This is a genomic window from Sulfitobacter donghicola DSW-25 = KCTC 12864 = JCM 14565 (assembly GCF_000622405.1).
GTDB classification, from domain to species: domain Bacteria; phylum Pseudomonadota; class Alphaproteobacteria; order Rhodobacterales; family Rhodobacteraceae; genus Sulfitobacter; species Sulfitobacter donghicola.
In genome coordinates, this window is record NZ_JASF01000005.1 from 448,308 (window position 1) to 470,386 (window position 22,079).

The window sequence follows — 22,079 nt, forward strand, 5'->3', positions numbered from 1 at the left end:
TTTTCCTGTACCTCCGCGACGACATGCCCCTTCGTTAACACCTGTTAATGATTGACGCGGACAGGGCTATGGGCCAATTTGCGAGGACAATTAGCCTAGTCAGACGGAGCGCGCATGCCCAATGCCCCCCATCAAAAATCGCCTGTTCCAGAAACCGGCGTTGCCGACCTAGGGCTTTTTGGAAAACCCCTATTCAAAGACCCTAGCGCGCGCGCGTTGCGCCGTGTGGGCGTTGTGGACGTGGGATCGAACTCGGTTCGGATGGTGGTGTTTGACGGGGCTGCCCGCTCACCTGCTTATTTTTACAATGAAAAGATCATGTGCGCCCTTGGGGCGGGTATGGCGGATACGGGGCATCTATCACCGCAAGGGCGCGAACGGGCCCTGTCGGCCCTTAAACGTTTCTCAAAACTGGCCGAGGGGATGGGCCTGTCCGAGCTGACAGCCGTTGCAACAGCTGCGGTACGTGATGCAACAGACGGGCGGGAATTTTGCGAAGAGGTCGAGAAGCAAACCGGCGTAAAGATCTGGGTGATTGATGGCGAAGAAGAAGCGCGCCTGTCGGCTCAGGGTGTTCTGCTGGGCTGGCCGGGTGCTTATGGGCTTGTCTGTGATATTGGGGGATCGTCGTTAGAACTGGCCGAGATTTCAGGCGGCCGCGTAGGGCGCCGCGTGACATCATCCCTCGGCCCGCTCAAACTGCGCGATATCAAAGGTGGTGCAAAAGCCCGTAACGCGCATATCAAAGAGGTCATGCAAGCCCTTGCCGACCAAATGGGCAGCCAGCGTGACCGCCTGTTCCTTGTTGGGGGATCATGGCGCGCTATTGCCCGCATTGATATGATCCGGCGGGGGTATCCGCTGCATGTTTTGCACGAATACCGCATGACCCGCCAATCGGTGCGCGACACGATCGAGTTCATTCGCAAGTCAGACATGGACGAACTGCGTGCCGAAGCTGGCGTTTCCTCGGCGCGTGCAACATTGGTCCCGTTTGCGTGCGAAGTATTGAGCAGGCTGGTGAAAACCATCAAACCAAAAGACATCGCCGTATCCAGCTATGGCATTCGCGAAGGTATGTTATACGAACAAATGCCCCAACGCCTGCGGGATCGCGACCCGCTGATCGAAGCCTGCCGCTTTGCCGAAGACAAAGACGCGCGCAGCCCCGGCTTTGGTAAGACCCTCTATAATTTCATTATGCCGATCTACAAATCCGCCCCTGCCCCGCGCAAGCGGCTGATCAAAGCGGCCTGCCTGTTGCATGACGTCAGCTGGCGCGCCCATCCCGATTACCGCGCCGAAGTTTGTTTTGATAACGCCACCCGCGCCAACCTTGGCGGGCTAAAACATTCCGAGCGGATTTTCGTGGGCCTTGCCCTGATGCACCGCTATTCGAACAAACGGGAAAACATCCGTTTCACCGATCTCATCGAGATGGTCGATGAAAAAACCCGCGCCGAGGCCGAAATCCTTGGCAAAGCCATGCGATTTGGCGCGATGCTGTGGATGGATAAGGTGGACGAGTTGGGCGAAATGCGCTGGTACCCCAAGAAGAAAGAGCTTCACCTGCATCTAAGCCCAGACATGATGCCGCTGTTTGGCGAAGTTGCCGAGGCGCGGTTTACGTCCTTGGCAAACTCGCTGGATGCGCAGGCTGTCTTGAAAACCGCCAGACGCTAAAGATCGATCTGGGGCGAGGTTTCCTGTGGCGCCTTTTGCGTATCCTTGTCCTTTGGGATATCGGGCTTGCGGCGAATGATGATATCGCCGTTTGGCAGAACTTCGGGCGCGGTATAGACGCTCCAATCGTCGACGTCCTCCAGAACATCGCGCAGCTTTGGCCCCATCTCGGCGACGAATTCCTGCAACGCTGGCCCCGCCTCTTCCAGCAGGTCAGCCATACCATCCAGCGCGGGGGCCATTTCCTCCATCAAACCTTCAAAGAACAATTGCGCGCCGCGTTCCATCAGGGACAGCGGCTCTTCCTCTGCGGCCAAAGGGCTGGCGAGGGACAAGGCGAAGAGCGGGATCAGCAATGAATGTTTCATATTGTATATATAGGAACTCTGAGTGCTTTCACCAAATCAAAGATCAATATCCAACGTGACAGGAAAATGGTCTGACGCGGTGACCAATGCCTCGCGCAGGGTTTGATCGGCCCAGCAGGCAGGGTCATCCAAGGGATGCCAAATGCGCCATTGCGGAGCATGGGCACGCAGCGCGGGGCAGACCATGATATAGTCTAACAAAGCCTGCAAAAACCGCTTTTCCGGCCGTATCCAAAAACGCGAGGTGGTTGGCACCGCACCGATACGTTGGCTCAAGGCGCGCATTGCATGGGGATCATACAAAGGATGCGCGCTATCGGCGCCCAGAATAATCTCGACCGAGGAGCGGCCAAAGAGGTTTTCGAATTCATCCAATCCCGGACCATCGTTGAGATCCCCCATCAAAATCAGGGGCGTCTGATCTGTTATATGTGCGTCGATGCGCTCTCGCAGCCAGATGGCTTGGGCCAATTGTTTGCGCCTGTTGGCGATAGCAATCTGCATCGCGTGGTTATCATCCCGCGCGCCATGAGGCGCCTTGGACTTCAGATGCGCCCCGATCATGCGAAAGGCAAAACCGCTACGCGTTTCCACGGCCAATTCTAACGGCGGTTTGGAAAAGACAACACGGTCTTCACTGGCGTCAAAATCCAGATCAATCCGCAGGCTTCCGTCGAACCTTGGCGCGCCGCGTGCGCCTTTGGTTCCGCTTTCTTCACCCATTGGATCATGGGCCGCTGTCATCACATCGGGGTCATACAGCAAAACGATTTCTTGTTGCGTATCATTGGCAAAACCAATCACGGCGCGGCGGGCGCGGATATCAAACTGCTGGGCAAAATGTTCTAGCGCCGCAACCGCGCTATGGTTTCGCCCGTGGTCCGGGGCTTCGATGACCATGATCGCGTCGGCGTCCATGGCCCGAAACACGGTTCCCAAGGCCTCGGTTTGCTGGGCGCGGGTGACATTCCAGCGTCTGGACCATGCGCTGTCGTTAAACAGCTCATCATTTTGGTCAAACAGACCAGCAAACCATTCAACATTATAGGTTGCGATGCGCATTATGCCGCTTTGCCCGAGAGCGTTTCCCAAGCTTGGTTGATATCAATCATACGCTTTTCGGCCATTTTCACCGCCTCTTCGGGTAACCCGCGGGCGATCAAAGCGTCAGGATGATTTGCGCGGACCAGCGCCCGCCACGCCAGACGCGCCTCTTCTTTTGTGGCGTTCGGCGCGATCCCCAAAACGGTATGAGGCAGCGGCGAGGTGTTCGGGACAAACCGCGCGCGCAAGGATTCAAACGATCCTTCGGGCAGATTGAAAATCGCGGCCACTTCTTCCAGAAAGGCATTTTCGTTGGGGTGGTAAATCCCGTCGGCCATGGCGATGTGGAACAGCCCTTCCATCAGATCACACAGGATTGGCGACTCGGAATCAAACATGCCTTTGATCCGGCGGGCGTAATCGTCAAACCCTGCGACATCCGTCCGCGCCAGATTGAAAACCCGCGCAGCACCCTGTGCATCATCATCGCCAATGTTAAAAACCTCGCGAAAGGCCGTCACCTCGTCACGGGTGACCTGCCCATCGGCCTTGGCCATTTTGGCGCCCAAGGCAATGACCGCGATTGTAAACGCAACCGAGCTTTCGGGCGCTGTTTTCAGACGGTCAAAAACAGCCGTCAGCCCCTCACCAGAGGCAAGGGCGGAGAGTGCTTCGGAAATGCGGGTCCAGATTGACATAAGCTATCCTAACGCGCGCGCGCCTTTTTGTCAGGGCGTCTGTGTGATCCTGCTCATCAAGATCAAGTCATGCCAACGCCCGTTCTTGTACCCTACCTGTGGCAATCGGCCGACCTTTGCAAACCCCAATTTCTGATGAAAGGCCACCGCAGGCGGATTTTCGTGCCCAATGCCCGCAACCATCACATGGATTCCTTGTTGGTGGGCAACGCGCAAAGCGCTTTCCATAAGCGCGCGGCCCGTTCCCTGCCCCGCTTTTTCAGTGATGATGCTATGTTCAGCGGTGCGGACATAACCATCGCCCGCGCGAAAGCTGCCCCAGGTCACAAACCCCGAACATTTGCCGTTTTCTTCAGCAACCAGAAACCGATCCGCTCGTTCCAAAAGCAGCTGTTCCAGCGCCTCGTCCGTTTTTTCAATGCTGGTAAATGTTGATGTCGTGTCGCGGATCATGCGGTTCCACAACATTTTCACTGTCGGAAGATCAGTACGGGTGGCTGGCCGGATCAACATAGGTCTATGGTGCTCTCTTGTGTTTGGATACGCGCTGATAGCTTTGGCTCTCCGACAGCAAAGGACACCCGAGCATCAAATAGAATAGGCGCCAATAACGCAGCAAGCGCCGTCGCCTGAGGATGATACACCTCTAGCGCGACGATCCGGCAGCCCTGTTGCGTAAGACGCGGTGCAGGATGTTCATCCCCGATCCACTGGATCAGCGCAGGGGCGCAATTGTCATAAGGTAAAACGCCGCTCGCGGGAACGGCCATACGCCAGCGTAGGTTTCCGCGTTCAATCTCAACAGGTTGGCCGAACCCATCTGGCAGGTTTGACAGGGTTTCGTCCAGATCATCGCAACGGCATATCCAATTGGTGAGCCGCGCAGCCCCCGAAAAGCGATCCAGATCAAACCAACGGGGGCGATCAGCCTGCGGTGCATCTGGATTGATCGATATCGCCTCTAGGTACAGCCCCTCTTCTAGGCCCAGAAGGGTATTATGGGTATGAAACACCGCATGCTCCCCGCCAGTTTGGAGGGGAACACCCAGAGTTTTCTCCACATGGGTGGTCGCCGCGGCGAGAGTCTCTCCCGCCACTGCGATATGGTCAAATTCGATCATGCACGCGCTTCGCGGACAAGTTTCAAAATATCCTGAGCAGCCTCAGGGATATTTGTGCCCGGACCAAAGATCGCCTTTACGCCAGCATCATAGAGGAACTGATAATCCTGCTGCGGAATAACGCCGCCGCAAATCACCAGAATATCCTCGGCACCGGCGTCTTTCAGTGCTTGAACCAACTGGGGGGCTAGCGTTTTGTGACCCGCAGCTTGCGAGCTGATGCCGATAACATGCACGTCATTATCAACCGCGTCTTGCGCCGCCTCGGCAGGGGTTTGGAACAATGGCCCCACGTCAACGTCAAAGCCGATGTCCGCAAAGGCCGTTGCAATCACTTTGGCACCACGGTCGTGACCATCTTGTCCCATTTTCACCACCAGCATACGCGGGCGGCGGCCTTCGGCTTCGGCAAATTCTTCGACCGACTTCTGGATTTCTGCGAAACCCTCATCGCCTTCATAGGCCGCGCCGTAAACGCCAGCTAGAGTTTTCACCTCGGCGCGGTGGCGGCCGAATTCTTCTTCCATTGCCATGCTGATTTCTCCAACTGTCGCACGTGCGCGCGCGGCCTCTACGGCTGCCTCCAACAGGTTGCCGCCTTCACGTGCGCGGCGGGTTAGCTCTGCTAGGGTTGCGTTACATGCGGCCTCGTCTCGGCTGGCCCGGATCGATTTCAGGCGGGCAATCTGGCTGTCGCGAACCGCCACGTTGTCGACATCGAGAATGTCGATTTCGTCTTCTTTTTCACGGCGGTATTTGTTCACACCAACGATCACGTCTGTTCCGCGGTCTTGGCCAGCTTGACGCTGTGCTGCGGCTTCTTCGATGCGCAGTTTCGGCATGCCGGATGCCACGGCTTTGGTCATGCCGCCCATTTCTTCGACTTCTTCGATCAGCTTCCATGCGGCTTCGGCCATATCATGGGTCAGCTTTTCAACATAGTAGGACCCCGCCAGCGGATCGACGACATTGGTCACGCCAGTTTCCTCTTGCAGGATCAACTGCGTGTTGCGCGCGATGCGGCTGGAGTTTTCGGTAGGCAGGGCAATCGCCTCGTCTAGCGCGTTGGTGTGCAGGGATTGCGTGCCGCCCAAAACCGCGCTCATCGCTTCATAGGCGGTGCGGATCACGTTGTTATAGGGATCTTGTTCCTGAAGGCTGACGCCAGATGTCTGGCAGTGGGTGCGCAGCATTGAGGATTTTGGATTCTTCGGCTCGAACTCGGCCATGATGCGCGACCATAGCAAACGCGCGGCGCGCAGTTTCGCCGCCTCCATAAAGAAGTTCATGCCGATGCAGAAGAAGAACGACAGGCGCGGGGCGAATTTGTCTACATCCATGCCTGCGGCAATGGCCGTGCGCACATATTCGCGCCCATCTGCCAGCGTAAAGGCCAGCTCTTGCACTAGGTTCGCGCCTGCCTCTTGCATGTGGTAGCCGGAAATCGAGATCGAGTTGAATTTCGGCATCTCGTTCGCCGTGTATTCAATGATATCCGCAATGATCTTCATCGACGGTTCTGGCGGGTAAATATAGGTGTTCCGCACCATGAATTCTTTCAGGATGTCGTTCTGGATTGTACCAGCGAGGACCGAACGGGAATGCCCCTGCTCTTCACCAGCGACAATGAAGTTCGCAAGGATCGGAATAACCGCGCCATTCATCGTCATCGAAACCGACACTTTGTCCAGCGGGATACCGTCAAAGAGGATTTTCATATCCTCAACGCTATCAATCGCCACACCAGCCTTACCAACGTCGCCTTCAACACGCGGGTGGTCGCTGTCGTAGCCGCGGTGGGTTGCCAGATCAAAGGCAACCGATACGCCCTGCTGCCCCGCATCTAATGCGCGGCGGTAAAAGGCATTGGATTCTTCGGCGGTTGAGAACCCCGCATATTGGCGGATTGTCCAAGGGCGGCCCGCATACATCGTGGCCTTTACACCCCGCGTATAAGGCCCCTGCCCTGGAATGCCGCCTAGATGGTCAACACCATCTAGGTCTTCGGCCGTGTATAGCGGGGCAACGTCGATACCTTCCAAGGTTTTCCACGTCAGATCATCCAATGGGCGGCCGCGCAGCTCGCCCTCGGCCAGATTACGCCAATCGTCTTTTGTCGGTTTCTTCGTCATGGGGTTGTCCTTTCCTCACCGTCCCAGCCGACAGGCTTGTGCCTGTTCTTTTGCGGGATGTATCCTCTGTCAGTGTTGCAAGCCCATCCGCCCCAGCGGCGAGCCACATAATATCGTCGGCGTAAGCCTCACGTAGTTTCGAATTCTGTATTGGATCAAAGGGAGACCAACGCCCCTCACTTTGATCAATTCCCACTGGAAAATCCTTTTCAAGGATCCCGCGTTCGGCCAATTCCGCCCGCAATTCCGCTTTGTCAGGGGAACGGTTTAACCAGCAATCGGCAAGATTTGTTGGCGCGTCGCGGTTCGTCGCGTGGAAAAGAATCTTGTCGGAACGCCCGACAAATTCCTCAAATGGCAGTACTTTTATCTCGGCATTTGGGAGGGCACAGGCCAGATCGGTGACAACATCTTTCCAAGTTCGTTTTGAATTGGATATATCATGCAGCCGTTTGTCCGTTGGGAAAGGATGCCCCCGCCCAACAGTAAAGGCCGCAGCCGAAGACCACCATAAATCCAACGAGCGTACATTCAACAAAACACGCCCGACCTGCCCCTTAAAGGCCGCATCGAGCCGCGCCATACGCTCGCCGATTTCGGGGTATAGCTCGCCTGTTCGGATACATGAACGCGGCGTGCCGATCACGTTTTCATCGCTCATCACCAAACGCTTAGCGCCTTCGCGCTCGGCCCTGCGCGCTTTTAGATGGACACGCCCCATTGCGCGGCGCTGCAGATCACGGGCATTCAGCTTGGTTGGTTTTGCGAACAAACCGCTGACCAACCCATCCCGCGTTACGCGCGGCTCCCATACGGCGGTGCCATCCTTTTCAAGATAGGCCTGATTCCCGCGCAAATAATGTTGAAAGCTGGTTGATCCACAACGATGCGCACCCAGATGAAGAATGATATCCATAAGCCAAGACATACCTTTTGAGCAAAGGGCCGCCCAAGGCAGCCGTGAAGAAGAAACTGCAACATTCATGTGGCAGCTACTCTTACAGAGGGCTTAATGGTAAAAATTGAGATGACTGCCTTCGCAATCTGTTTCAATGCCCCTATATTGAGGCCAGAAGGAGAGCTTATGAAATCGTTGTTAGGGGTTGTATTTATTGCCGTTTTTGCAAACACAGTGCAGGCGGAAACGCCTTTGCCGGCTGAGTTTTCTGCATCCATCCGTGAGGCGACTGAAACGGATTTGAACGAATTCAAATGGAAAAAGAGACCTGTTGTCGTTTTGGCCGACAGCAAAGACGATCCCGCGTTCATCGAGCAAATGGAATTGTTAAACAGCGGTGCGGCGGATCTGAACGAACGCGATGTCGTCGTGATCGTCGACACCACCCCCGAGGCGCGCAGTGCAACCCGATTAAAGATGCGTCCACGCGGGTTTATGTTGGTGTTGGTTGGCAAGGACGGAAACGTCAAACTGCGCAAACCTTTCCCGTGGGATGTGCGTGAAATCACCCGCAGCATCGACAAGATGCCCGTTCGGCAGCGCGAAATCCGTGAGGGTAAAGGCGCTGCTGAATAGTCGTTCCTACGGGCGCGAGCGCCCGCAGGAGTTTTTATGAAGTGGCCGAGGCTCACTCGAATTCCATGATCACGTCATCTACGGCAAGGCTATCGCCTGCACCTGCATTGATCTTGGATACGATGCCCTTTTTCTCTGCGCGCAGGATGTTTTCCATTTTCATCGCTTCGATTGTACACAGCGCTTGGCCTTCTTGCACTTCGTCGCCAACGGCAACGTCCAGTTTGACGATCAGACCTGGCATTGGGCAAAGCAGCAGCTTGGATGTGTCTGGCGGCACCTTCACGGGCATCTTGCGGGCCATTTCAGCCTGCAAGGGGCTGCGAACATGAACCTTCATATCTGCCCCACGGGTCCGAATGCGGAAACCGCCCGAGATTTTGCCAACCTTCAGCACCAAAGGCGCATCCGCTACTGTCATTTCGGCCAGCTGATCACCTGGTGTCCAGTTGCCCGCAACACGTAGTGAAGCACCATCGTCAAAGGTCACGGTAGAGCCATCCTGATCTGCTGCAATCGTCACATCAAAGCTGTTTCCCTGCAGCGTAACATTCCAATCACTGCCAACTTTGCGCTCGTGGTTGTCCATACGGCCCGAAACACGTGCGCGGCGAATTTCCGCAACGCGGTGCATGGCAGCGGTCGCCGCCGCGATCCGGCGCAATTCGCCTGTTTCCAGCTCAACACCTTCAAAGCCATCGGGGTATTCTTCCTCGATGAAGGCGGTGGTCATGTCACCTGTGACAAATTTCGGGTGGTCCATAACCGCGCTGAGGAACGGCAGGTTGTGGCCAATGCCTTCAACCTCAAAACTGTCCAAGGCAACGCGCATCCGCTCGATCGCCTCATCACGTGTTGGCGCCCATGTGCAGAGTTTCGCGATCATCGGATCGTAATACATGCTGATCTCGCCGCCTTCATAGACGCCAGTATCGTTACGGACCGCCGTTGCGCCTGCTGGCGCATCGTCCTGCCATTTGCCGTTGTCCAGCAGTGGACCAGCCGCGATTTCCGCTGGCGGACGATAGCGTGTAAGACGACCGATGGACGGCAGGAAGCCGCGATACGGGTCTTCGGCGTAAAGACGGTTTTCGATGGCCCAGCCGTTGATCTGAACGTCTTCCTGTTTGATGGTCAGCTCTTCGCCATTGGCCACGCGGATCATCTGTTCAACAAGGTCAACACCTGTGATCAGCTCGGTTACAGGGTGTTCCACCTGCAGGCGCGTGTTCATTTCAAGGAAGTAGAAATTTTTGTCGCCATCCACGATAAATTCAACCGTACCCGCAGAGGTATAGCCAACCGCCTGCGCCAGCGCGACAGATTGCTCGCCCATGGCTTTGCGGGTTGCTTCGTCCAAGAACGGGCTTGGTGCCTCTTCGACAACTTTTTGGTTGCGGCGCTGGATAGAGCATTCACGCTCGTTCAGATAGATGCCGTTGCCGTGTGCGTCGCACAGCACCTGAATTTCGATGTGGCGTGGCTGGGTCACGAATTTTTCGATAAAGATGCGGTCATCACCGAATGAATTGGCCGCCTCGTTTTTGGACGATTGGAAACCCTCGCGCGCTTCTTCGTCGTTCCATGCGATGCGCATGCCCTTACCACCGCCACCAGCAGAGGCTTTCAGCATGACGGGATAGCCAACCTCGTTCGAGATTTTCACCGCCTCATCCGCATCCGCGATCAGACCCATATAGCCCGGAACCGTGCTAACGCCTGCTTCTTTAGCGATCTTTTTGGAGGTAATTTTATCCCCCATCTTTTCAATCGCGCCCACTGGGGGGCCGACAAAGGCAACGCCCTCAGCGCTAAGTGCTTCGGCGAATTTGGAGTTCTCGGACAAGAAACCATAGCCCGGGTGAACCGCCTGAGCGCCAGAGGATTTAATCGCCTCCATCACTTTATCAATCACAATATAGGATTGGTTCGCAGGCGGTGGCCCGATGTGCACGGCTTCATCCGCCATTTGAACATGCAACGCCTGTTTGTCGGCGTCAGAGTAAATCGCAACAGTCTGGATACCCATTTTGCGCGCCGTCTTGATGACGCGGCAGGCAATCTCGCCACGGTTGGCGATCAGGATCTTGTTAAACATATGCTGGGCCCTTTTGATGGTGATAGCGGTTGAAAGACGCCAAGCAGCGGGTTGTGCTGCTGCGTGAATTTGGTTTTCTACAGGAGAAATTGTTGAGAATGCGCATGCTATTCCCCCACGATATTGGGAAAGGATTGGCGTGCGGCGCGCAGATCAATCACCAACATGGCTTCATAATCTGCGGGGTCAAACGGATCGGTCGCAGGAATAACTTCGCGGCCAAAAAACCATGACAGGCGTCCTGCATCCAGATTGCCGCGCTCAAACGGTTCGTCGCCAAAGAAATCCCACAACGCCTGAAAGAACGCCTCATCAGCACGGCGATCAGGGGCGCGGCGGTCTGGGCGGCGCTCGCGGCTGGTCAGCTCGGTTGCCCCTTTGGGGTTCGCACGGCGCAGGGTGAATTGGAAATCCGTTCCCGGCAAACGCCCGGGAAATCCGCGATGTTTCAGCATATAGTCTAGTGCCATGCTGCGCCCTCCGCGGTGAGGGAGGCGGTCAGGACGGGCGCGAACGCCCATCCTGTCTGTGAATTATTTGTATTTGCCGGTGTAAACTGGCTCTTGGCTGATCGGCTCTGGATCAACCACGACAAATTCTTCGACCTGCTGCTCGCGCGCGCAGGCAGCAACGACGACGATTGCGCCGAGTGTTGCCAAAAGCTTGATGTTCTTTGACATCTGTATCTCCTGTCACTTGTTAAACGGGACTGGTTTTCGAAACCTGCCATTTTTCCCGCATTTGATGCGAACCGCACAGACGTACGGCCCATGGGCATCTTACCCAAGTCGGAGACCTCTGGATATGTGGATAAATCTGTGGACAAATTATGTGACTCCAAAGACGCAAAAGCGTGATAGCATGAGGTCCGCCCCCCAAGATGTTGTGTATGCATCAGAATTCGTCCCACATGCAGACACCGTTTTCAGGGCGAAATGATTCAAAATACTGAACGGCGTCTGGGTCTGGTTGACCAAATTCGGTGATCCGATCCATGAACGAAATCACCACCTTGTCGCCGCTTAGCGTATATTCGTCGATATAGGGCAGCGCGACAGTCTCGCAAAGGTGCAGCATATCCTGCCCCGCCACATCAAAGGAAACCTGCGTTGCCCCTGCCGCGATCTGCGGCGTCAAAAAGCGAAACCGCAACCATGTTACTGTCTCTTGGGCATCAACAAGGACCTCATGCAGGACGACCTCTTGGCCCGAAGGGACCTCAGCGGCGGCAAGCGGCGACGCCAGCAACAGCATAGCGGCGCACATTTTTTTTGGGCGGCTCATCAGAAAGCCAGCAATCGACCAAACATTCATCCTGCACACCTCCCCAATTCAAGCTGGAGAGCAGCGCCTTGCTTTATACCTCCATAAAAAGCAAGGCACTGCATCTCTCCTCCCGATGGTGGACGCCGCATGGCTCCACCCGATGGATCAAAGGTGCAAACACGAGATATGTCAGGCATGTCTTTGCCTTGCATCTTTGATCCCGAACGACACGCTGCTTACAGCGGAATGTTATCGTGCTTTTTCCATGGCACGTTAGACTTTTTGTTCCGCAAGCTGGCGAATGCACGGGCGATCCGCTTGCGCGTTGTGCGCGGCTGGATCACTTCGTCAACGAACCCACGTTCGGCAGCGATGAACGGGTTCGCAAAGCGTTCCTCATAATCTGCCGCGTGTTGGGCGATCTTTTCTGGATCATCCATATCCGCACGGTGGATGATTTCTGTGGCGCCTTTGGCCCCCATCACGGCAATCTCGGATGTTGGCCATGCATAGTTGAAATCCGAGCGCAGGTGCTTGGACGACATCACAACATAGGCACCGCCATAGGCTTTGCGGGTGATCAGCGTGACCATCGGAACGGTTGCTTCACCGTAGGCAAACAACAGTTTCGCGCCGTGTTTGATCACGCCGCCGTATTCCTGCGTCACACCCGGCAAGAAGCCAGGAACATCGACCAAGGACAGGATTGGAATTTCAAACGCATCACAAAAGCGCACAAAACGCGCCGCTTTGCGCGCGCTGTCGATATCCAGAACACCGGCCAGCACCATTGGCTGGTTGGCAACAACGCCCACTGTGCGACCTTCGATACGGATAAAGCCAGTGATGATGTTTTTGGCGAATTCTTCTTGGATTTCGTAGAAATCACCCTCGTCGGCGAGCTTGTGAATAAGCTCTTTCATATCATATGGCGTGTTGGCATTTTCTGGCACCAAAGTATCTAGCGATGGCTCGATGCGGTCGGGCTCATCAAAGAACGGGCGTACAGGTGCTTTTTCGCGGTTGTTGGACGGCAGGAAGTCGACCAAGCGGCGGACCTCGGCCAGTGCCTCGACATCGTTTTCAAACGCCGCATCCGCAACAGAGGATTTGCGCGTGTGGGTGGATGCGCCACCCAATTCTTCCGCCGTTACCTGTTCGTTTGTTACGGTCTTAACCACGTCAGGCCCCGTAACGAACATGTATGAGCTGTCTTTGACCATAAAGATAAAGTCGGTCATCGCAGGGGAATAAACCGCGCCGCCCGCACAGGGCCCCATGATCACGCTGATCTGAGGGACAACACCAGAGGCTTCGATGTTGCGCTGAAAGACTTCACCATATCCCGCAAGGCTGTCGACGCCTTCCTGAATACGCGCACCACCGGAATCGTTGATGCCGATAATGGGCGCGCCGTTTTGAACGGCCATATCCATGATCTTGCAAATCTTTTTGGCATGAGTTTCGGAAACCGACCCGCCAAGAACCGTAAAGTCCTGAGAGAACACATAAACGAGGCGTCCGTTGATGGTACCCCACCCTGTAACAACACCGTCACCCGCGGGCTTTTGCTGCTCCATGCCGAATTCGGTGCAGCGGTGGCTGACGAACATATCGAATTCTTCGAAAGAGCCCTCATCGAGCAGCAGATGCACACGTTCGCGCGCTGTAAGCTTTCCGCGCCCATGCTGGGCATCAATACGCTTTTGGCCACCACCAAGACGCGCATCGGCGCGGCGGTCGTCGAGCTGTTGCAGGATATCTTTCATGGACGGACCCTCCCATTCGGTTATTTGAAGACGTTGTAGACGAGCGAGGGGGTGAGACAAAGGCTGAATTAGCAAATTTGCAAATGTTTTTCAGGCACTTTATTGCAAAATGCAAATTAGCAAATGCAATGTATGATTTATGTACATGTTTTCAATGACTAGACAAGGCTAGGCGATAGGACTACGCCTTATGAATGCAAGCTATCCGAGAAGATCTAAGAGCCGTTAAACTGGGGGATCGTAACACCCCGCCCCACGCGATCACACTGGTGGTTCTTGCGGGGATGTCGGCCTGCGCGATGAACATGTTCCTGCCCAGCCTTCCGGCAATGGCTACACATTTCGAAACAGACTACGCGGTGATGCAGCTCTCGGTCGCGATTTATTTGGGGTTTTCTGCTGTCTTGCAGATCTTTGCTGGCCCCATTTCAGATAAATACGGCCGCCGTCCTGTTGTTCTTTGGGGCCTTGCAATCTTTCTGATTGCGACGGTTGGATGCATCTATGCCCCCACTATCGAGGTTTTCCTGTTCTTTCGGATGACGCAGGCCGCTGTTGCCACCTCTATGGCGTTAAGCCGGGCTGCGGTGCGCGATATGTATGCGCAGGATCAGGCGGCCTCTATCATTGGCTATGTGACAATGGGCATGGCCATCGTCCCCATGATCAGCCCCGCCTTGGGGGGGCTATTGGATGAATGGTTTGGCTGGCAGGTCGTTTTCTGGGCGCTTTTTACGATCGGGGGCATCACTTTTTTGATGGCCTTGGGGGATATGGGTGAAACCGCGCGCCCAACTGAAAAATCCCTGACCGCGCAATTTGCCGAATACCCCGAACTGATCCGAAGCCAACGGTTTTGGGGATATGCTTTGGCCTCCGGGTTTTGCTCTGGAGCGTTTTTTGCCTATTTGGGGGGCGCGCCCTTTGTCGGGCGAGAAGTCTTTGGGATGTCCCCCTCTGTGCTGGGCTTTTACTTTGGGGCGCCCGCGATTGGCTATTTTGTCGGTAACTTTATAACAGGGCGCTACGCGATCAAGTTTGGCGTTAACCGAATGATCTTTTGGGGCTGCATTGCAAACGCCCTTGGCGGTGCAATTTCATTGTCTGTCTTCCTTGCAGGCTATGGAACCCCATTGGTCTTTTTCGGCATGATGACCCTTGTTGGCCTTGGCAACGGTCTTTGTATTCCGAATGCGACGGCGGGCATGCTGTCGGTGCGGCCACATCTGGCTGGCACTGCATCGGGCTTTGGCGGCGCGATCATGATTGGCGGCGGCGCAGGGTTAAGCGCGTGGGTTGGTGTTTTGCTAACACCACAAACCGGCGCCTTCCCTCTCTTGTGGATGATGCTCATCACCTCCCTGCTGGGCCTGCTGTCTATCCTTACCGTGATCCGCCGCGAGAAAGTGCTTTCGCGCCATTCATAAGCGCCCTTGTGAGGGGCGGTTTGCAAAGTTAACATCACAGCCAGAGCAAACTTTGCAAAGGCAGTATGATGGCTACCCAAAAACTATATGCTGGCGCCAAGCTACGTGAACAAAGAATGCGGATCGGGCACACGCAGAAAGACTTTGCCGCCCGCCTTGGCGTTTCCCTGCCCTATCTAAACCAAATGGAGAATAACAACCGGCCTGTTTCGACGACGGTTGTTCTGGCCTTAGCCTCTGAATTCGGGATGGACGTTACCGAGCTGAGCTCGGGGGATAGTGAGCGGCTCGCCAGTGATATGCAGGAAATCCTGTCAGACCCTCTGTTCGGTGGGGAAATGCCCCCCGTTGCAGATGTTCGTCTAACCGCCTCTAACGCACCTGGATTGGCACGTGCCTTTATCGCGCTGCACCAAAGCTATCGTCAGGCGCAGGAAAGGCTGGCTTCGCTGGATGAAGCCTTGGGCCGTGAAGATGCCCGTGCCACGCCCAGCCCGTGGGAAGAGGTGCGTGACTTTTTCCATTATTGCGACAATTACATTGACGCTGTGGATCGCGCTGCCGAACATTTTGCCTCGCGCGCGGCCAATCCAAGGTTAATCGGCAATATCGCAACCGATGTTCTGGCTCAGGCGGGCATCAGCGTTGAATTCACCGACACCGATACGCTGCGCCAGATGGATCAAGATCGACGGCTGCTGCAAATATCCTCACGTGCACAACCCGAAACCCAAACCTTCCAGCTCCTCCTTCAAGTGGCGCTGGTTCAATATGATGCCTTGCTAGAGGCAACGCTGGATCTTGCCCGCTTTAATTCACCAGCAGCGCGAGACATCGCAAAAATGGGGCTGGCAAACTATTTCGCTGGCGCTGCGTTACTGCCCTACAAAGCGTTTCAAGCCCGAGCGCAAGAAACACGTCATGATCTGGAGGTACTGGCCCAAGATTTTGGCGCGTCTATCGAACAGATTGCACACCGTCTTTCGACGCTGCAACGTCCGGGCTCCAAGGGGCTGCCGTTCTTTTTTGTGCGGGTCGATCAGGCAGGCACAATCACAAAACGCCACTCGGCCACTTTGCTGCAATTTGCCCGCTTTGGGGGCGCTTGCCCTTTGTGGAATGTCCATCGCGCCTTTGAAACACCGGGGCAGTTTTTGCGCCAACTGGCTGAAACGCCAGATGGGGTGCGCTATATCTCAATTGCGCGGGATATTTCAAAATCCGCAGGCCGATTTGGCGCGCCGACCAGACGGTTTGCTATCGCTTTGGGGTGCGAGGTGCGCCATGCTTCGCAGCTTGTTTATGCAGACGGGTTAGAGTTAGGCCGTGACAGCATTTTTGAACCGATCGGGATTTCGTGCCGCATTTGTGCGCGAAAGAAGTGCCACCAACGCGCGGTGCCGCCGCTTGAGCGGAATCTGGTTGTAGACCCTGATCGCCGAGACATCCTGCCCTACCGCGTGGATTAACGCCGCGATGCACGCCAGCCCGCTGCTTGGGCTGCTGTTGTGGAACAAAACCACCGCTCTCCCTTGGCGGTATTGATGCCCGTTTTTTCGTAAAACGCCTGCCCCACAACGTGATAGATCCGCTTGCCGTCCGCGCTGATATTCCCTTTGATGTTGCATTTCGCATCAGGGGGAATACGCCCTTTGATCCGTGTGCGGCGGTGTTCTGAGGGGGATTGCAGGCGTGCCGCGTGCAGGCCACGGTCAACGGCGGCGGCCTCTCTCTCAATCTCGGCATAGTCGTCGCCGTATTTCACATAGGCAAAGGCCATGCCTTCGCGCACCAGCCAAGCACCAACATCTTCACCAAGTGCAAAACAACGAGCAACTGTGCGACCATAGCGATCTGTATCCAACGTTTCGCATCGCGATTGAACCCCCTCGTAGCGGTCTGTCACGACCTTGGTAATCCACCCGCCACAGGCCCAATCTACGCCCTGCTCGGTTTGGCACATCTGATCGTTTTCTGGCGCATCAATCGCATGCAGACGAACCGACCGACCAGCTATCTTGAAGGTATCTCCGTCGACTACGCTAATTTTACCCGCAAAAACATTCTCATTCTCGTTGGCGCGCAGTGCTTCGCCCGACAACCCAACGGCGACCAGAACCAACACCAAAAAGGCGGTCATGCGCCATTGTTTTGCGCAGAAAGAGAGTGAAACAGCCATCATAGCTGCTTTTGCAAGTTACCCATGCCAATAGTATAGCCCAACCGAGCCGAGAGGTTAACAAAAGGTTAACATGACTCTCGATTTAAGTCGGGCCATTAACCTTTTACCGCTGTTCCGTTTCCCAATTCGGATGAACCCAAGGGGTGTCATTGGACGCCGCAAGCGGGTCTTTTCCAAGAATGTGATCAGACATCTTTTCCCCCACCATGATCGAGGGGGCATTCAAGTTGCCATTCGTGATCCGTGGGAAGATCGAGCTGTCGGCAACGCGCAGCCCTTCCACCCCGATCACGCGGCCATGGCCATCAACCACAGCGTCTTTGTCGTCACGGCGGCCCATTTTGCAGGTTCCGCAAGGGTGATAGGCGCTTTCGGCATGTTCGCGCACGAACGCGTCAATCTGCTCATCCGACTGCACATCTGCCCCTGGTTGGATTTCACTTTTCACAAAGGGTTTAAAGGCGTCCTGCGCAAAGATTTCACGGGTCAGGCGAATGCAGCGGCGCCATTCCTCCCAGTCATCGGGATGAGACATATAGTTAAAATTAATCTTCGGATTGTCTGCAGGATTTGCCGAGCGCAGCGACACGCGACCACGCGATTTTGACCGCATCGGGCCAACATGGGCCTGAAACCCATGCCCTTCGGCAGCCGCCTGCCCGTCATACCGCACCGCGATCGGCAAAAAGTGGTACTGAATATCGGGATAAGGGATGCCTGCACGCGAACGGATAAAGGCAGCGCTTTCAAACTGGTTCGATGCCCCCATCCCTTTCTTAAAGAACAGCCACTGCGCGCCAATCACCGCCTTGGAAACCACGTTCCAATGTTTGTACAGCGTGATCGGCTGGCTTGCCGCCATTTGCATATAGACCTCTAGGTGGTCTTGCAGGTTGCCCCCCACACCGGGGCGGTCTGCGATGACTTTTATGCCGTGCTCGGCCAAATGCTCGGCTGGGCCAATGCCCGACAACATCAGAATCTTTGGGGAGTTGATCGAGGACGCCGCAAGGATCACTTCACGATTTGCACGGATCACTTCCACAGTGCCCCCACGCTCAACCTCAACGCCAACGGCACGCCCCTCTTCGATGACAACACGATGCGCCAAGGCGCGGATCATCTCGACGTTTTTACGCTTTAGCGCGGGGCGCAAATAGGCATTCGCCGCTGACCACCGCCGCCCGTCATGGACGGTCTGCTCCATCGGGCCAAAGCCCTCTTGCTTTTCGCCGTTGTAATCATCGGTGGCCTCATAGCCAGCCTGTTTACCCGCCTCGACAAATGCCTTGAACAAAGGGTTCTTGCGCGGGCCACGGCTCACATGCAGCGGACCGGTTTTGCCACGCCAATAGGTGTCGCCCCCGTGCCCCCCGTCATGCCATGTCTCCATCCGCCTGAAATAGGGCAGCACATCCGCATAGCCCCACCCCTCGGCGCCGCTATCGCGCCAGTGGTCATAATCCATCGCATGACCGCGCACATAAACCATGCCGTTGATCGAAGACGATCCGCCGATCACTTTACCACGTGGGCAGGCCAACTCGCGCCCATCCAGATTACCCTCAGGCTCTGAGGTATAGCCCCAGTCATAGCGTTTCATGTTCATTGGATAGCTCAACGCAGCAGGCATCTGGATGAAGGGCCCCGCGTCCGTTCCGCCATGTTCGATAACCAAAACGGATGCCCCCGCCTCGCCCAAGCGATAGGCCATGGCACAACCAGCGCTACCTGCGCCAACAATTACAAAATCAGCTTCCATTAATTTGCACTCAGATATCCAGCAAGAAGGGAAATAAAGGCGCCAATGTGGACAACCATGATCGCACGGTCCTTCCACATCACGCCGACAGCAAACCACAGGGCAATGCCAGCAAAAAACGCAAAGACATTCCATGGCTGCCAGCCAAGACCGGTCAGCCCATAGCCCACCAATTGCACCGCCGTGGCGATCCATTTCACCACATCCACACGGGACAGCGACTGCTTGGGCTGTTGTGGTATATCAACCATTAGAAGGGGGCCTCGACGTCGCCCATGCGCACATAGACCGATTTTACCTGACTATAGTGTTCAATCGCGGCCTTTGAGTTTTCGCGACCAACACCAGATGCTTTCACCCCGCCAAAGGGCGCCTCAACAGGCGCGTCATTGTAGCTGTTGATAAAGCAGGTGCCCGCCTCAAACCCTGCAACCACGCGGTGGGCGCGGGTCAGGTCGCGGGTGAATACGCCTGCAGCTAGGCCAAATTCGGTGTCATTGGCGCGTGCCATCACATCTGCTTCATCCTCAAAATCAAGCACCGCCATCACGGGGCCAAAGATTTCTTCGCGTGCGATTGTCATATCATCGGTAACATCGGCAAACACGCAGGGTTGCATATAGAACCCATCGCCTTCAATCGCCTCACCGCCATAGACAATGCGCGCACCTTCGGCGCGGCCCTTTTCGATATAGCCCAACGCGATATCCATCTGCTGTTTTGACACCATCGGGCCAAAGCTGGTCTCGGGGTCCATCGGATCACCGATCTTTGCGTCAGCAAGGCGTTCAGACAGACGGGTGAGGAAAGCTTCCTTGATGTCTTTGTGGACAAACACGCGTGTGCCGTTGGAACACACCTGACCAGAGCTATAGAAATTGCCCAAGATCGCACCCGACACCGCGTTTTCAATATCGGCATCCTCGAACACGATCATCGGGGATTTCCCGCCGAGTTCCATGGTGACGTGTTTCATACCTTCCGCCGCGGCGGCGTATACTTTGCGCCCTGTCGGCACCGAGCCCGTCAGCGACACTTTATCAACCCGTGGATCGGTAACCAGCGCGGCACCCACCTCGCCCAAGCCCTGCACAACGTTGTACAAGCCAGCAGGCAGTCCTGCCTCGACCAAAATCTCTGCGACTTTCAGCGCGCACAGCGGCGTCGTTTCGGATGGCTTAAAGATAACCGAGTTCCCGCAGGCCAGCGCAGGCGCGCCTTTCCAGCAGGCGATCTGGGTTGGGTAATTCCATGCGCCGATACCCACACAAACGCCCAGCGCTTCGCGGCGGGTATAGACCCAATCTTCGCCAAGCTGGATGTGTTCGCCCGTCAGGGTCGCGGCCATGCCGCCAAAATACTCCAATGCATCCGCACCAGACGTCGCATCCACAACCGAGGTTTCCTGATAAGGCTTACCGGTATCGAATGTCTCGAGAATGCTGAGGTCGTGATTACGGTCGCGCATGATGTCCGCCGCGCGACGCAGAATGCGGCCCCGCTCGGTTCCGCTCATCGCGGCCCAACCTGCTTGCGCGGTTTTTGCCGCCTCCAACGCCTGCTCGATAATCGCAGGGGTGGCGGCATGGACGGTCGCGATGACCTCGCCGGTAGCCGGATAGATCACCTCAATCGGCGTGCCAGCGGTATCTTCGACATATTTACCATTAATGAAATGGCTCGCGGTGGGTTGGGTTTGCATGCGCATCCTCGTGAATTTGCTAGAGCCCGCGCCAGATCATTCCAGCGCGGGCCATTTGTTAAGTTTTAAAGAGTTTGACCTTCAGGCATGCTGTCGATCGCCATCACTTCGCGGCGGCGGCGTGCCAGAATGTACACAACTGCTGCTGCCATGATCCCGACAACGACCGCACCAATCCAGCTGATCTGCAACCAGCCCGATTTGAACGCATAGGTAAGAACGGACAGCAGGACGATGTTGCCAGCCAGATAAGTCGCCTTGCCCAGCTTTTGCACGGTCAGGCCTAGGTTGTCTGTGTACAGGCGAATAAGTGAGTCAAACGAGTTGATCACAAAGATCACGCCAACCACAATCATCGCCCAGTTCATCAGACCTTCGGTCGATACACCTGCGGTGAAGTAGTGGTACAGAACGGCAAACCAGATCGCCAACGGAATGGACGGGATCACCAACAGCGCCGCAAGGAACTGCCATGTTTTCAATCCACCCACAAAGCGGGATGTGAACTGCCCGATCATGATCGACCAAGCGAACCACCAGAACAAGAAGAACTCGTGATAGCCAGCTTCGTCACCCATTGGCAGGATAAAGCGGTGGATATTGGTGAAATAACCGCCAACATTGCCCAGATCAGCAAAGAACCCGCCAACGCCCGCGCCACCATTGACCCAAGCAAACAGGATCAGAACGAAGAACAACATAGAGGAAGCAACCGAAAGGAACTTCACAAACTTGATGTCAGTCGAGCTGTAAGCAGCGGCACAGATCACAAGGAAGGTCATGACATAGAACAGCGGAATGATGCTTTCGCCGTCGCCAACCATTGGCATGTAATAAGGCAGATATTGCAAGAACAGCGACCCTGTGAAGGCACAGGTGCCGACGATGACAATGTTGTTCACCAGCTTAACCAGCGGGATGTCAAAGAACTTTACCCGTGGTTCAATCACACAGAAATAGAAGCCTGTGAGGAAGTAGAACGCCCAGATCAAAAAGCCCCACATGCCGAATTCAATCGCAAGCGGATTGGTAAAGCCAAACGTCGGGTTGGTCGCCACATCCGCATAAAGCGGAAAGTCAAAAGCCACCGGAAACATGATCAGGCCCACATCCAGACCGGATGTAAACAAGATCGCAATAAACACCATCAGCGGAACCGGATCCTTGCCGACCAACGTCAGGTTCCACCATTTAATGGTGATAAAGATCACCAAGGCGAATGCCATAATGATCCCAAAGGTTAAAATTGAAAGTAACATGAGAGTCCCCATCGTGAGTTGTGGTGCTTATTTT

General features: G+C 55.4%; 21 protein-coding genes. 4 read left to right on the top strand and 17 right to left on the bottom strand.

The features are described 5' to 3' along the window. Window positions 1-114 precede the first annotated feature (114 nt). Complete coding sequence (gene ppx / locus Z948_RS0103170; RefSeq protein ID WP_025058129.1) at window positions 115-1,683, top strand: exopolyphosphatase; 1,569 nt, start codon at window positions 115-117, stop codon at window positions 1,681-1,683. Here the strand turns inward: ppx and Z948_RS0103175 are convergent. Genes Z948_RS0103175 through Z948_RS0103205 form a run of 7 tightly spaced genes read right to left on the bottom strand, consistent with a single transcriptional unit; the run spans window position 1,680 to window position 7,962 of the window. Further along, complete coding sequence (locus tag Z948_RS0103175; protein WP_025058130.1) at window positions 1,680-2,051, bottom strand: hypothetical protein; 372 nt, start codon at window positions 2,049-2,051, stop codon at window positions 1,680-1,682. The two genes, ppx and Z948_RS0103175, sit on opposite strands and share 4 nt — an antisense overlap. A gap of 36 nt (window positions 2,052-2,087) precedes the next feature. Beyond that, entirely contained in the window at window positions 2,088-3,113 is a 1,026-nt protein-coding gene (locus Z948_RS0103180) for an endonuclease/exonuclease/phosphatase family protein (RefSeq protein ID WP_025058131.1), read from the bottom strand. Further along, window positions 3,113-3,793 carry a molecular chaperone DjiA gene (locus Z948_RS0103185; protein ID WP_025058132.1) on the bottom strand — a complete coding sequence of 227 codons (681 nt, stop codon included), beginning with the start codon at window positions 3,791-3,793 and terminating at the stop codon, window positions 3,113-3,115. Before Z948_RS0103185 ends, Z948_RS0103180 begins: the two co-directional genes overlap by 1 nt. A gap of 30 nt (window positions 3,794-3,823) precedes the next feature. Beyond that, window positions 3,824-4,306: a GNAT family N-acetyltransferase gene (locus Z948_RS0103190; RefSeq protein ID WP_025058133.1), complete on the bottom strand. Its 483-nt coding sequence runs from the start codon at window positions 4,304-4,306 to the stop codon at window positions 3,824-3,826. Next, the gene (locus Z948_RS0103195) at window positions 4,300-4,914 is read right to left on the bottom strand and encodes a VOC family protein (RefSeq protein WP_025058134.1); all 615 of its coding nucleotides are present in this window, start codon (window positions 4,912-4,914) and stop codon (window positions 4,300-4,302) included. The genes Z948_RS0103190 and Z948_RS0103195 overlap by 7 nt, the downstream gene beginning before the upstream one ends. Next, window positions 4,911-7,046 carry a methylmalonyl-CoA mutase gene (scpA, locus tag Z948_RS0103200; protein ID WP_025058135.1) on the bottom strand — a complete coding sequence of 712 codons (2,136 nt, stop codon included), beginning with the start codon at window positions 7,044-7,046 and terminating at the stop codon, window positions 4,911-4,913. Before scpA ends, Z948_RS0103195 begins: the two co-directional genes overlap by 4 nt. Beyond that, the gene (locus Z948_RS0103205) at window positions 7,012-7,962 is read right to left on the bottom strand and encodes a hypothetical protein (RefSeq protein WP_025058136.1); all 951 of its coding nucleotides are present in this window, start codon (window positions 7,960-7,962) and stop codon (window positions 7,012-7,014) included. Before Z948_RS0103205 ends, scpA begins: the two co-directional genes overlap by 35 nt. 168 nt (window positions 7,963-8,130) lie before the next feature. Here Z948_RS0103205 and Z948_RS0103210 point away from each other — a divergent pair, with 168 nt between their 5' ends. After that, window positions 8,131-8,580 (top strand): DUF4174 domain-containing protein, encoded by a 450-nt coding sequence (locus Z948_RS0103210; protein ID WP_025058137.1) that lies wholly within the window; start codon window positions 8,131-8,133, stop codon window positions 8,578-8,580. Between the two features lie 52 nt (window positions 8,581-8,632). On the opposite strand, the gene Z948_RS0103215 is transcribed toward Z948_RS0103210, so the two are convergent. From Z948_RS0103215 to Z948_RS0103235, 5 genes are all read right to left on the bottom strand, one after another. Next, on the bottom strand, window positions 8,633-10,678 hold the full coding sequence (locus Z948_RS0103215) for an acetyl-CoA carboxylase biotin carboxylase subunit (RefSeq protein WP_025058138.1): 2,046 nt from the start codon (window positions 10,676-10,678) through the stop codon (window positions 8,633-8,635). 107 nt (window positions 10,679-10,785) lie between these two features. Beyond that, window positions 10,786-11,133, bottom strand: coding sequence for a hypothetical protein (locus Z948_RS0103220; protein WP_025058139.1), 348 nt, complete (start codon window positions 11,131-11,133; stop codon window positions 10,786-10,788). 78 nt (window positions 11,134-11,211) lie between these two features. Further along, window positions 11,212-11,358: a hypothetical protein gene (locus Z948_RS19065; protein WP_169736153.1), complete on the bottom strand. Its 147-nt coding sequence runs from the start codon at window positions 11,356-11,358 to the stop codon at window positions 11,212-11,214. A gap of 214 nt (window positions 11,359-11,572) precedes the next feature. Then, on the bottom strand, window positions 11,573-11,962 hold the full coding sequence (locus Z948_RS0103230) for a DUF6497 family protein (RefSeq protein ID WP_245604543.1): 390 nt from the start codon (window positions 11,960-11,962) through the stop codon (window positions 11,573-11,575). A 218-nt stretch (window positions 11,963-12,180) separates the two neighbouring features. Then, window positions 12,181-13,713 (bottom strand): acyl-CoA carboxylase subunit beta, encoded by a 1,533-nt coding sequence (locus Z948_RS0103235; protein ID WP_025058141.1) that lies wholly within the window; start codon window positions 13,711-13,713, stop codon window positions 12,181-12,183. Window positions 13,714-13,907: 194 nt separating this feature from the next. On the opposite strand from Z948_RS0103235, the gene Z948_RS0103240 reads away from it, so the two are divergent. Together Z948_RS0103240 and Z948_RS0103245 are read left to right on the top strand one after the other, a co-directional pair. Continuing rightward, window positions 13,908-15,140, top strand: coding sequence for a multidrug effflux MFS transporter (locus Z948_RS0103240; protein WP_037951682.1), 1,233 nt, complete (start codon window positions 13,908-13,910; stop codon window positions 15,138-15,140). A gap of 68 nt (window positions 15,141-15,208) precedes the next feature. Beyond that, window positions 15,209-16,609 (top strand): helix-turn-helix domain-containing protein, encoded by a 1,401-nt coding sequence (locus Z948_RS0103245; protein WP_025058143.1) that lies wholly within the window; start codon window positions 15,209-15,211, stop codon window positions 16,607-16,609. Here the strand turns inward: Z948_RS0103245 and Z948_RS0103250 are convergent. From Z948_RS0103250 to Z948_RS0103280, 5 genes are all read right to left on the bottom strand, one after another. Then, complete coding sequence (locus Z948_RS0103250) at window positions 16,606-17,319, bottom strand: thermonuclease family protein (protein ID WP_245604544.1); 714 nt, start codon at window positions 17,317-17,319, stop codon at window positions 16,606-16,608. The genes Z948_RS0103245 and Z948_RS0103250 overlap by 4 nt on opposite strands. A gap of 106 nt (window positions 17,320-17,425) precedes the next feature. Further along, entirely contained in the window at window positions 17,426-19,084 is a 1,659-nt protein-coding gene (betA, locus tag Z948_RS0103255) for a choline dehydrogenase (protein ID WP_025058145.1), read from the bottom strand. Next, a complete protein-coding gene (locus tag Z948_RS0103260) occupies window positions 19,084-19,335 on the bottom strand; it encodes a DUF6552 family protein (protein WP_025058146.1) in 252 nt (83 codons plus the stop codon). Before Z948_RS0103260 ends, betA begins: the two co-directional genes overlap by 1 nt. Next, window positions 19,335-20,786, bottom strand: coding sequence for a betaine-aldehyde dehydrogenase (gene betB / locus Z948_RS17775; RefSeq protein ID WP_174416576.1), 1,452 nt, complete (start codon window positions 20,784-20,786; stop codon window positions 19,335-19,337). The genes Z948_RS0103260 and betB overlap by 1 nt, the downstream gene beginning before the upstream one ends. Window positions 20,787-20,851: 65 nt before the next feature. Further along, a complete protein-coding gene (locus tag Z948_RS0103280; RefSeq protein ID WP_025058149.1) occupies window positions 20,852-22,045 on the bottom strand; it encodes a BCCT family transporter in 1,194 nt (397 codons plus the stop codon). Between the last annotated feature and the right edge of the window lie 34 nt (window positions 22,046-22,079).

Coding starts and splice junctions, on each gene's coding strand:
- betA (WP_025058145.1), bottom strand. CDS start 19,084: ATGGAAGCTGATTTTGTAATTGTTGGCGCAGGTAGCGCTGGTTGTGCC.
- Z948_RS0103175 (WP_025058130.1), bottom strand. CDS start 2,051: ATGAAACATTCATTGCTGATCCCGCTCTTCGCCTTGTCCCTCGCCAGC.
- ppx (WP_025058129.1), top strand. CDS start 115: ATGCCCAATGCCCCCCATCAAAAATCGCCTGTTCCAGAAACCGGCGTT.
- Z948_RS0103240 (WP_037951682.1), top strand. CDS start 13,908: ATGCAAGCTATCCGAGAAGATCTAAGAGCCGTTAAACTGGGGGATCGT.
- Z948_RS0103205 (WP_025058136.1), bottom strand. CDS start 7,962: ATGGATATCATTCTTCATCTGGGTGCGCATCGTTGTGGATCAACCAGC.
- scpA (WP_025058135.1), bottom strand. CDS start 7,046: ATGACGAAGAAACCGACAAAAGACGATTGGCGTAATCTGGCCGAGGGC.
- Z948_RS0103180 (WP_025058131.1), bottom strand. CDS start 3,113: ATGCGCATCGCAACCTATAATGTTGAATGGTTTGCTGGTCTGTTTGAC.
- Z948_RS19065 (WP_169736153.1), bottom strand. CDS start 11,358: ATGTCAAAGAACATCAAGCTTTTGGCAACACTCGGCGCAATCGTCGTC.
- Z948_RS0103195 (WP_025058134.1), bottom strand. CDS start 4,914: ATGATCGAATTTGACCATATCGCAGTGGCGGGAGAGACTCTCGCCGCG.
- Z948_RS0103230 (WP_245604543.1), bottom strand. CDS start 11,962: ATGAGCCGCCCAAAAAAAATGTGCGCCGCTATGCTGTTGCTGGCGTCG.
- Z948_RS0103220 (WP_025058139.1), bottom strand. CDS start 11,133: ATGCTGAAACATCGCGGATTTCCCGGGCGTTTGCCGGGAACGGATTTC.
- Z948_RS0103235 (WP_025058141.1), bottom strand. CDS start 13,713: ATGAAAGATATCCTGCAACAGCTCGACGACCGCCGCGCCGATGCGCGT.
- Z948_RS0103210 (WP_025058137.1), top strand. CDS start 8,131: ATGAAATCGTTGTTAGGGGTTGTATTTATTGCCGTTTTTGCAAACACA.
- betB (WP_174416576.1), bottom strand. CDS start 20,786: ATGCAAACCCAACCCACCGCGAGCCATTTCATTAATGGTAAATATGTC.
- Z948_RS0103185 (WP_025058132.1), bottom strand. CDS start 3,793: ATGTCAATCTGGACCCGCATTTCCGAAGCACTCTCCGCCCTTGCCTCT.
- Z948_RS0103190 (WP_025058133.1), bottom strand. CDS start 4,306: ATGTTGATCCGGCCAGCCACCCGTACTGATCTTCCGACAGTGAAAATG.
- Z948_RS0103280 (WP_025058149.1), bottom strand. CDS start 22,045: ATGTTACTTTCAATTTTAACCTTTGGGATCATTATGGCATTCGCCTTG.
- Z948_RS0103260 (WP_025058146.1), bottom strand. CDS start 19,335: ATGGTTGATATACCACAACAGCCCAAGCAGTCGCTGTCCCGTGTGGAT.
- Z948_RS0103245 (WP_025058143.1), top strand. CDS start 15,209: ATGGCTACCCAAAAACTATATGCTGGCGCCAAGCTACGTGAACAAAGA.
- Z948_RS0103215 (WP_025058138.1), bottom strand. CDS start 10,678: ATGTTTAACAAGATCCTGATCGCCAACCGTGGCGAGATTGCCTGCCGC.
- Z948_RS0103250 (WP_245604544.1), bottom strand. CDS start 17,319: ATGGCTGTTTCACTCTCTTTCTGCGCAAAACAATGGCGCATGACCGCC.